Origin of the sequence: Fluviicola taffensis DSM 16823 (genome assembly GCF_943372375.1) — a bacterium.
In the GTDB taxonomy this organism is placed as follows: Bacteria; Bacteroidota; Bacteroidia; order Flavobacteriales_D; family Crocinitomicaceae; genus Fluviicola; species Fluviicola taffensis_A.
On record NZ_CALRYJ010000007.1, the window covers coordinates 220,832 to 230,179 of the forward strand.

7 protein-coding genes are annotated in these 9,348 nt (G+C 41.6%); 5 read left to right on the forward strand and 2 right to left on the reverse strand.

The genetic code is table 11. From position 1 onward, the window contains the following. Nucleotides 1-1,275 (forward strand): phosphoribosylamine--glycine ligase, encoded by a 1,275-nt coding sequence (gene purD, locus AAG807_RS11890; RefSeq protein ID WP_341904041.1) that lies wholly within the window; start codon nucleotides 1-3, stop codon nucleotides 1,273-1,275. A gap of 35 nt (nucleotides 1,276-1,310) precedes the next feature. Next, nucleotides 1,311-2,564 carry a hemolysin family protein gene (locus tag AAG807_RS11895; RefSeq protein WP_341904045.1) on the forward strand — a complete coding sequence of 418 codons (1,254 nt, stop codon included), beginning with the start codon at nucleotides 1,311-1,313 and terminating at the stop codon, nucleotides 2,562-2,564. 278 nt (nucleotides 2,565-2,842) lie between these two features. On the opposite strand, the gene AAG807_RS11900 is transcribed toward AAG807_RS11895, so the two are convergent. Then, nucleotides 2,843-3,712: an aldose 1-epimerase family protein gene (locus AAG807_RS11900; protein WP_341904047.1), complete on the reverse strand. Its 870-nt coding sequence runs from the start codon at nucleotides 3,710-3,712 to the stop codon at nucleotides 2,843-2,845. Between the two features lie 156 nt (nucleotides 3,713-3,868). On the opposite strand from AAG807_RS11900, the gene rimP reads away from it, so the two are divergent. From rimP to infB, 3 genes are all read left to right on the forward strand, one after another. After that, entirely contained in the window at nucleotides 3,869-4,345 is a 477-nt protein-coding gene (rimP, locus tag AAG807_RS11905; protein WP_341904050.1) for a ribosome assembly cofactor RimP, read from the forward strand. Nucleotides 4,346-4,351: 6 nt separating this feature from the next. Further along, on the forward strand, nucleotides 4,352-5,587 hold the full coding sequence (gene nusA / locus AAG807_RS11910) for a transcription termination factor NusA (RefSeq protein WP_341904052.1): 1,236 nt from the start codon (nucleotides 4,352-4,354) through the stop codon (nucleotides 5,585-5,587). 213 nt (nucleotides 5,588-5,800) lie between these two features. Further along, nucleotides 5,801-8,686: a translation initiation factor IF-2 gene (gene infB / locus AAG807_RS11915; protein ID WP_341904055.1), complete on the forward strand. Its 2,886-nt coding sequence runs from the start codon at nucleotides 5,801-5,803 to the stop codon at nucleotides 8,684-8,686. Between the two features lie 189 nt (nucleotides 8,687-8,875). Here infB and AAG807_RS11920 read toward each other — a convergent pair whose 3' ends face one another. Next, nucleotides 8,876-9,217, reverse strand: a complete 342-nt coding sequence (locus AAG807_RS11920; protein WP_341904057.1) for a DUF4395 domain-containing protein — start codon at nucleotides 9,215-9,217, stop codon at nucleotides 8,876-8,878. Between the last annotated feature and the right edge of the window lie 131 nt (nucleotides 9,218-9,348).

Genomic DNA, 9,348 nt, shown 5'->3' on the forward strand with positions numbered 1-9,348 from the left:
ATGCGCATATTATTGTTGGGTTCAGGTGGAAGAGAGCATGCAATCGCTTGGAAAATTGCACAAAGCTCCCATTTAGAGCAGTTGTTTATCGCTCCAGGGAATGCTGGAACTCGACTACATGGAACAAATGTGGATATGTCTGCAATAGACTTTCCGGCAATCAAGGCCTTTGTTCTTGCTGAAAATATTAATATGGTAATCGTTGGGCCTGAAGATCCATTGGTGAAAGGAATCCATGATTTCTTCCTGGCAGATGCTCAATTGAAAAGTGTTCCGGTTATCGGGCCAAACAAAGAAGCTGCCCAACTGGAAGGAAGTAAAGATTTTGCGAAAGCATTCATGATGCGCCACAATATTCCTACGGCCAAATACGCGACATTCACGAAAGATACTTTGGAACAGGGATATAAATTCCTGGACGGAATGAAAGCTCCTTACGTATTGAAAGCGGATGGATTGGCTGCAGGAAAAGGAGTTTTGATTCCTGAAACACTTACTGAAGCCAAAGCTGAATTGAAAAGTATGCTTGCCGATGCAAAATTCGGGGATGCATCTTCAAGAGTGGTTATCGAACAATTTTTAAAAGGAATCGAATGTTCCGTTTTTGTTTTGACAGACGGGGATTCGTATAAAATACTTCCGGAAGCAAAGGATTACAAACGCATTGGCGAAGGTGATACCGGCTTGAATACCGGAGGAATGGGTGCTGTTTCACCGGTTCCTTTCTGTGACAAAACGTTCATGGATAAAATTGAGAATCAGATCATCATTCCAACCGTAAAAGGCTTGAAAGCTGACGGAATCGTCTACAAAGGATTTATCTTCTTTGGAATCATCAACGTGAAAGGTGAACCGTATGTGATTGAATACAATTGCCGAATGGGAGATCCTGAAACAGAAGTGGTTATGCCGCGTTTGAGATCAGATTTGATTGATCTGTTGGAAGGTGTTGCTACGAATACACTTTCTGAATGTGATATTCAATTTGAAGAGAGAAGTGCTTGTACCGTAATGATGGTTTCCGGAGGTTATCCGGATGCTTATGAAAAGGGAAAAGTCATCAATGGAATCAATAGCGTGACCGATAGTTTGGTTTTCCATGCAGGAACTTCAAGCGACGGACCGGTAGTCTTATCCAACGGAGGTCGCGTTTTAGCAGTGACTTCTTATGGACGAAACCTGGAAGCAGCATTGGAACGCTCTTATTCAAGTATTGAGAAAATTTCTTACGACAACGCATATTTTAGAAAGGACATCGGATTTGATGTGGTCTGAGTAAAATTTACTAATTTTCTACTTTAAGTAGTTGAATGGATTCTTCCGTCATTATTATTCTTGCATCACTACTATTTTCTGCATATTCTTCAGGAATGGAGATTGCCTTTGTGTCTTCCAACCGGTTAAAAGTGGAGCTGGATCGCGGAAAAAACTCCTGGTATAGCAAACTGTTGAATGTTTTCTATGGGAATGACGGGCACTTTTTAGCAACACTTCTGATAGCCAATAATGTGGGGATTGTCATCTTCGGAATGTACATGGCTGAAACCCTCGACCCATTGATCTCCTCGTGGGGAATCGAAAAGGAATACCTGGTCGTTTTGTTGCAAACGGTTATTTCCACCTTGATTGTCTTGACTTTCGCGGAATTTTTCCCCAAAGTGCTTTTTCAGATCAATCCGAATGGAATTTTCCGCTTGGGATCTGCTCCTATGTGGCTGGTTTATTGGGTTTTGTACATCCCTACAAAACTCATAGTCTGGATGAGTAATGGCTTGTTGCGTCTTTTTGGAATTCGCATTGAACAATCGGAAAAAGTGTTTTCAAAGACCGATTTACAGCACTTTGTTCAGGACGTGAATGAGCGGATGGAAGACGAAGCTGATTTGGGAAATGAAATTCAAATACTTCAGAACGCATTGGATTTTTCCAAAATACGGGCGCGTGATTGTATGGTTCCGAGAATGGAGATTCAAGCCATTGATGTGGAAGAAAGCATTGAAAATTTACTGGCTAAATTTGTTGAAACACGCTTGTCTAAATTGCTGTTATATCGGGATACCGTCGACAACATCATCGGGTATGCGCATTCCTATGAGTTATTCAAAAAACCGGCTACAATTACTCAGATTCTGAGACCCATTTCTTTTGTTCCGGAGGCGATGCCGGGGAAGGAATTATTGGAGGTGTTTACAAAGAAAAACCAATCCATTGCCGTGGTGGTGGACGAATACGGTGGAACTTCCGGTGTGGTGACGATTGAAGATGTCATTGAACAGATCTTCGGAGAAATTGAAGACGAGCACGACGATGAAACCTGGCTGGAAGAACAGATTGACGAAACAACTTACCGGTTTTCCGGAAGAGCCGAGATCTCATACCTGAACAGGACTTATGGGTTGAAATTACCTGAATCCGATTCGTATGAAACCATCGGTGGCTTAGTGATTAGTTATTTGGAAGCCATTCCGCTCGGAGGTGAAGAAATAGAAATCGGAAAATGGACATTGGAGGTCGAGGAAGTGACCGACAGACGAATTGAGGTTATTCGACTGACAAAAGACTGACTTCGACTGCGCTCAATGACCTTTTCAATCCGAAGTTCAATTGTTCTTTTCTAGAGCTGGTGACTGAGCGGAGTCGAAGTCACAAAATCAATTCATACACCAGCCGTTCACTTTCTCCCGGATTTAAACCTCTGATTCCTGCTTTCTATTCAGTTTTCCGGTCGAATATACTTGATCTGCCCAGCCATTGCTAGACCCCTTACAAAAGACAGATAGACATGTGTCTATTTGGCTAGCAGGAGTAAGGTGTGAGGCTCAGTTCGGAGAATCGAAGAATTCTAATTTTGAGAACCCCTCAAGTGAATGGAATAGGTAAGAAGTTCTTTTGATTCCGGCTCTAATATTCTGATTCCTGCTTTTTCTTCCAGTTTTCCGGTCGAATTCACATCATCTGCCCAACCCCACCAAGGCTCAATACAGATAAATGGGGCATCTTTTTTTGTCCAGAAACCAATCGCAGTCCAGGAATCGCAGTTCATTTGCACGAGTGTTTTTCCGTCCACGTGTTTCAGACAGACAGATCTGAAATGAGGACTTTTCAATACGAATGCATCCGATTCAAACAATTCGTCGCTTAGATTCAAGTGAGTTGAAACACCATAATACTGAGTTTCCCCCGTAAAATAACCTCCCGCCAGATCTTCGCGTTCGAGTTGGATTGCTTCATCAAATTCCAGGAAGTAGTTTTCCAAAGGTTCATCCAATTGAAAAGCCGGATGTCCACCTACGGAATAATACATGGGTTCTTTCCCTTTATTCGTTGTTTCGTAGGCAATGGTGATCCCGGATTCCGAAAGTGAAAAGCACACATCGAAAACAAAAGAATACGGATAAACATCCATCGATTCAGGTGTTGAAACCAGGCGCAAGCGGACACTGCTTTCTGTTTGTTCAATCACTTCGAATTCCTTGTCACGAGCGAAGCCGTGTTGAGTCATTGAATAAGATCTCTCCTGAACAGTAAACGAATCATTCATCAATTTACCTACTATCGGAAACAGGTTTGGAGCCACCCGATTCCAGTGATCGGTTTGTTTCGACCAAAGGATATTTCCACTGCTTTCGTTTCCAAGAAATAGGAGTTCGGCGCCTAATAAATCTATTTCAGCAACCAGCGATTGATTTTGAAGTTTGATACGTGTTTCCATGAGACTTGAAAGTTAATTAAATTTAAAAATGCAAACTAGCTTGAGAAAGAAATTCATTCCTATTACTTGGTTTTCAATAAAAAATACGTATATTTGCATCACATTTAAGGTTAAAAACGCAAATGAGGGGACGCAAGTCCCCTCTTTTTATCTCATATGATTTCAAAACAAAAAGTAAAAGAACTGGCAGAAGAGCGAATCAAGGACCGCGATGAACGTTTGTTTATTGTGGAATTGACGATTAGTTCAACGAATGTAATTCGCTTGGAGTTGGATAAAACGGAAGGAAATGTTTCCATCGAAGACTGCATGTCGGTTTCGAGAAACATTGAACACAATCTGGATCGCGAAGATGCTGATTTTGAGTTGAGTGTTTCTTCCGCTGGCTTAGACAAGCCTTTACGTGTTCATGCCCAGTATGTGAAAAATATTGGTCGTGATCTGGATGTAAAACTGAAAACAAAAGAGAAAGTGACGGGAACGTTGATTTCTGTTGATGAAGCCGGATTTGTATTGCAACGCGAAGAAAAGCAAGCGATTGAAGGTAAAAAGAAAAAAGAACTGGTTGTGATCGAGAACAAGATCGCATTTTCAGATATAAACGAAGCAAAAATTGTTATTTCATTTAAATAAGAAGCTATGAACAGCTTGGAATTAGTAGAATCGTTTTCAGAGTTCAAAGAACTCAAAAGTATCGATAAACAAACGATGCAACACGTATTGGAAGACGTGTTTCGTGCGATGTTGAAGAAAAAATTCAACACTGATGAGCACATCGATGTGATTGTAAACATTGATAAAGGAGACGTTCAGATTTTCGTGAACAAGGAAATTGTTGCAGACGGTGAAGTAGAAGATCAGAATACCGAGATCGCTTATTCGGATGCAATCAAAATCGAACCGGATTTCGAAATCGGTGAGGAAGTTTCTGAGGAATTCCGTTTCAATGACTTCGGTCGTAGAAATATCTTGTCTCTTCGTCAGAATTTGATTTCCCGTATTTTGGAATTGGAGAAAGACCATTTGTACAAGAAATACAAAGAACGTATCGGTGAAATCATCACTGGTGAGGTTTACCAGGTTTGGAAGAAAGAGATTATGGTTTTGGATGATGAGAACAATGAGTTGATTCTTCCGAAATCAGAACAAATTCCTTCTGATTACTTCAAGAAAGGTGAATCTATCCGCGCAGTTGTATCGAAAGTGGATATGCGAAACAGTTCACCGGTAATTATCCTTTCCCGTATCGCACCGGAATTCCTGGAGCGTTTGTTCGAATTGGAAGTTCCTGAGGTATTTGATGGATTGATTACCATCAAACGAATCGTTCGTGAACCGGGAGAAAGAGCAAAAGTGGCAGTTGAGTCATACGATGACCGTATTGATCCGGTTGGAGCTTGTGTTGGTATGAAAGGGTCACGTATTCACGGAATCGTTCGTGAGTTGCGCAATGAGAATATCGACGTAATCAATTTCACGAACAATCCGAAATTGTTTATTCAACGTGCATTGTCTCCGGCAAAAATCACCAATATCGAAATTGACGAGGAAGAAAAACGTGCAAGTGTTTATTTGAAACCGGATCAGGTTTCTTTGGCAATTGGAAAAGGAGGATACAATATCCGTTTGGCAGGAAAATTATCAGGATACGAAATTGATGTGTTCCGTGATGGTGAGTCTGACAACGAAGATGTTGATTTGGAAGAATTTGCAGATGAAATCGATAGCTGGATCTTGGATGAATTGAAAGCGGTTGGTTGTGATACAGCGAAATCTGTATTGGAATTGACGGTTGCTGATTTAGTTCAACGTACAGACCTGGAAGAGGAAACAATCCAAGAGGTATTGCGTATCCTTCGCTCAGAATTCGAATAGTAAAAAAGGCGAAATTTTTAAAATGTAACAAGCGAAAGCGGGTTGCAAAAAACAGAGTTTCACAAGAATAAAACAGGTTGAGATTTCGGTCAGGTAAAAAATACCTGACCGATTTTCACCTAAATCTGATTAACACTAACTATCTTTACACAGCAAAACTGTTCATTCCGATAACTATCGGGTGAGCATTAATTAAAAAGAAGCAAATAATATATGTCTGGTAAAACACAGCGTTTAGGAAAAGCAGCAGGAGAGTTGAATGTAGGAGTCACTACGATTGTCGAGTTTTTGGCGTCGAAGGGACAAGCTATTGACTCCAATCCAAATACGAAGTTGGATCCGGAGCAGTATGACATGTTGCGTACTCAATTTGCCGCAGACCAAAATTTAAAGGAGCAATCCAAAATGACGGCGGTTAAGAGAGAAAAGCGTGAGACAATTACCTTACGAGATATCAAAGACGAACCAAAAGCTCAAGATGACGAGGATGATTCGGATGATTATCGTAATGATAACAAACCTGCAGAACCAGTAAAAGCTGCTCCTGCACCCGTTGTTGCCCCACCTGTTGAAACTCCGAAAGTGGAGGAGAAAATAGAAGCTCCTGAACCTGTTGTTGAGAAAGTGGCTGAAGAGCCAAAACCAAAAATAGAAGAAGAACCGGCAGCTCAATCAGTTGATGGTGGAATTCAGGTTATTGGTAGAATCGACTTGGATAAGTTGAATACGAAAACAAGACCGGACAAGCGCAAAAAGGAAGATGGACCAATCGACAAAAGCGATTATCCTAAATCTGCATTAGCGCCTGAAAAAGAAGAAGTAAAAGCAAAGGAAACGCCAACTCCGGCTCCTGATGCTCCGAAAGAAATAGAAACAATTCGCGTAGAACGCACCAAATTATCCGGACCTACGGTATTGGGTAAAATTGAATTACCTGTTGAAAGACCGAAATCCGTTGGTTCTTCTCGTCCGGGTGATGATCGCAAGAAACGCAAACGCATTAAGAAAGAGGTTCCTAAAACTCCTGGTACAAATCCACAAGGTGGAGGTCAGGGAGGACCAGGCGCACCAGGCGGAAATCGCCCTCCGGGTCAACATAGTGGACCGGGTGGAAATCGTCCTGGTGGACCAGGAAACTTTAACCGCGGAGGAGGAAGTAACTTCCGAAAAGGAGGTCCGGTTGATAAACCGGCAGTTTCTGAACAGGATATCCAAAAAGAAATTAAGGATACATTGGCTCGTTTATCTTCTCAGGGAGGTAAATCAAAAGGTTCCAAAAACCGTCGTGCGAAACGGGATGACCGTGCACAACGTCGTGAAATCGAACAATTAGAAGCAGAACTACAAGAAAAAATCTTGAAGTTGACGGAGTTCGTTACCGTGTCGGAATTGGCATCGATGATGAGCATTTCTCCAACTCAGGTTATTTCGGCTTGTATGTCTTTGGGAATCTTTGTTTCCATCAACCAGCGTTTGGATGCTGAAACCATTCAGATAGTAGCTGAAGAATTCGGATTCGAGACAGAATTTGTTTCTGCCGATGTTCAGGAAGCGATTCAGGAAGTAGAAGATAAAGAAGAAGATTTGATCGACCGTCCGCCAATCATTACGGTGATGGGACACGTTGACCACGGTAAGACTTCCTTACTGGATAAAATCCGTAATGCAAACGTAACCGCTGGTGAGGCCGGAGGAATTACACAGCATATCGGTGCATACTCGGTTACTTTGAAAGATGGTCGTAAGATGACTTTCCTGGATACACCAGGTCACGAAGCCTTTACAGCGATGCGTGCACGTGGTGCTCAGGTAACGGACGTTGCAATTATCATTGTAGCAGCGGATGATGACGTGATGCCTCAAACAAAAGAAGCAATCTCTCACGCTCAGGCAGCAAACGTACCAATGGTATTTGCGATCAATAAAATTGATAAACCAGGTGCAAACCCGGATAAGATCCGCGAACAACTTTCTGCTATGAATATTCTGGTAGAAGAGTGGGGTGGAAAATACCAATGTCAGGAAATTTCTGCAAAACAGAATTTGAATATAGACTCCTTATTGGATAAAGTGTTGTTAGAGGCAGAAATCTTGAATCTACGCGCAAATCCGAATAAAAATGCAGTTGGTACCGTAATTGAATCTTCCTTGGATAAAGGAAAAGGATACGTTACAAACATGCTGGTACACGCCGGAACAATGAAAATTGGTGATGTGGTATTGGTAGGACGTAACTACGGTCGTGTTCGTGCAATGCACGATGAGCATGGTGTTGCTTTGAAAGAAGCAGGTCCGGCACAACCGGTATCTGTTCTGGGGATCAATGGTGCGCCATCTGCAGGAGATACCTTCCATATTATGGATGATGAGCGTGAAGCGAAAACCATTGCTACGAAACGTGAGCAATTGTATCGTGAACAAGGTCTTCGTACAAACAAACACATTACATTGGATGAGATCGGTCGTCGTTTGGCGATTGGTGATTTCAAGGAATTGAACTTGATTGTAAAAGGTGACGTGGATGGATCTATCGAAGCATTATCCGATTCATTGTTGAGACTTTCTACGGAAGAAATTCAAGTGAATATCGTACACAAAGGAGTTGGAGCGATTACTGAAGCCGATGTGAATTTAGCTTCTGCGTCTGATGCGATCGTTATCGGATTCCAGGTAAGACCATCGGTAGCTGCGCGTAAATTGGCAGAACAGGAACAGATTGATATCCGTCTTTACTCAGTAATCTACAAAGCAATCGACGAGTTGAAAGCTGCGATGGAGGGAATGTTATCTCCGGATATCGAAGAGAAAGTATTGGGTACTGCGGAAATTCGCGAAACATTCGAAATTACCAAAGTGGGTACAATTGCAGGATGTTATGTAACGGATGGTTTGATCAAACGTACATCTAAAATCCGTGTTATCCGTGATGGAATTGTAATCCACACCGGACTTCTTGGATCATTGAAACGTTTCAAGGACGATGTGAAAGAAGTGAAAAACAACTACGAATGTGGTTTGAACATTGATAAATTCAATGACATCAAAATCGGAGACTTAGTTGAAGCTTACGAAGAAGTGGAAGTTGCAAGAAAATTGTAATTTGATTTATATTGATAAACACGTAGAGCCGCGATTAATCGCGGCTCTACGTGTTTTATAGTGTTTCCGTTCCGTTTTTATTCGATCACCACAAATCTTACCTGACCCAGCTGGTAAATCACGCACAAAAAAAGGCTCACTTAAGGGTGAACCTTTTCCTACGTAACTAATTTATAACCGAACTGCTGTTCAAAATGAATTGAACCAACGAAATCGCGTTAGTTGCTGATAGATCACACAACCGACGCAAATACCGAAAAAGGACTCCAAACTTGCAAAAAGCAGCAAAAATCCACCCATAATGCTTGCGAAAAGGAAATATTCCAGGAATAATGAAAGAACAAAGATCCCTACCACGAAGAAGCCGACAGTAGCTGCGAATTTCTTCGGAGCTTCATTTGTTGCCTTGTATCCCAATTGAAAATGAGTGACCGTTTTTTGAGCAATGAATTTCAAGGGAGATAAGTGACTGAATCCGAATGCACGGAATCCGAAATCAAGGAATAACAAAACAGCGATACTTAGATTCAATTGATAAATGCAACTACGGTAGTTGTTAAGTTAAATCAAGGGAAAGAGAAGTGATTCTCTTTCCCCGAGATAAAAAGCTTAAATTGACTACCGACCAAAGTTGCCAATTATGAGCCATTTAACCTATGAGC

What these genes read in the sequence shown, in the direction of transcription:
- purD (WP_341904041.1), top strand. Translation starts at nt 1, where the DNA reads ATGCGCATATTATTGTTGGGTTCAGGTGGAAGAGAGCATGCAATCGCT.
- AAG807_RS11895 (WP_341904045.1), top strand. Translation starts at nt 1,311, where the DNA reads ATGGATTCTTCCGTCATTATTATTCTTGCATCACTACTATTTTCTGCA.
- AAG807_RS11900 (WP_341904047.1), bottom strand. Translation starts at nt 3,712, where the DNA reads ATGGAAACACGTATCAAACTTCAAAATCAATCGCTGGTTGCTGAAATA.
- rimP (WP_341904050.1), top strand. Translation starts at nt 3,869, where the DNA reads ATGATTTCAAAACAAAAAGTAAAAGAACTGGCAGAAGAGCGAATCAAG.
- nusA (WP_341904052.1), top strand. Translation starts at nt 4,352, where the DNA reads ATGAACAGCTTGGAATTAGTAGAATCGTTTTCAGAGTTCAAAGAACTC.
- infB (WP_341904055.1), top strand. Translation starts at nt 5,801, where the DNA reads ATGTCTGGTAAAACACAGCGTTTAGGAAAAGCAGCAGGAGAGTTGAAT.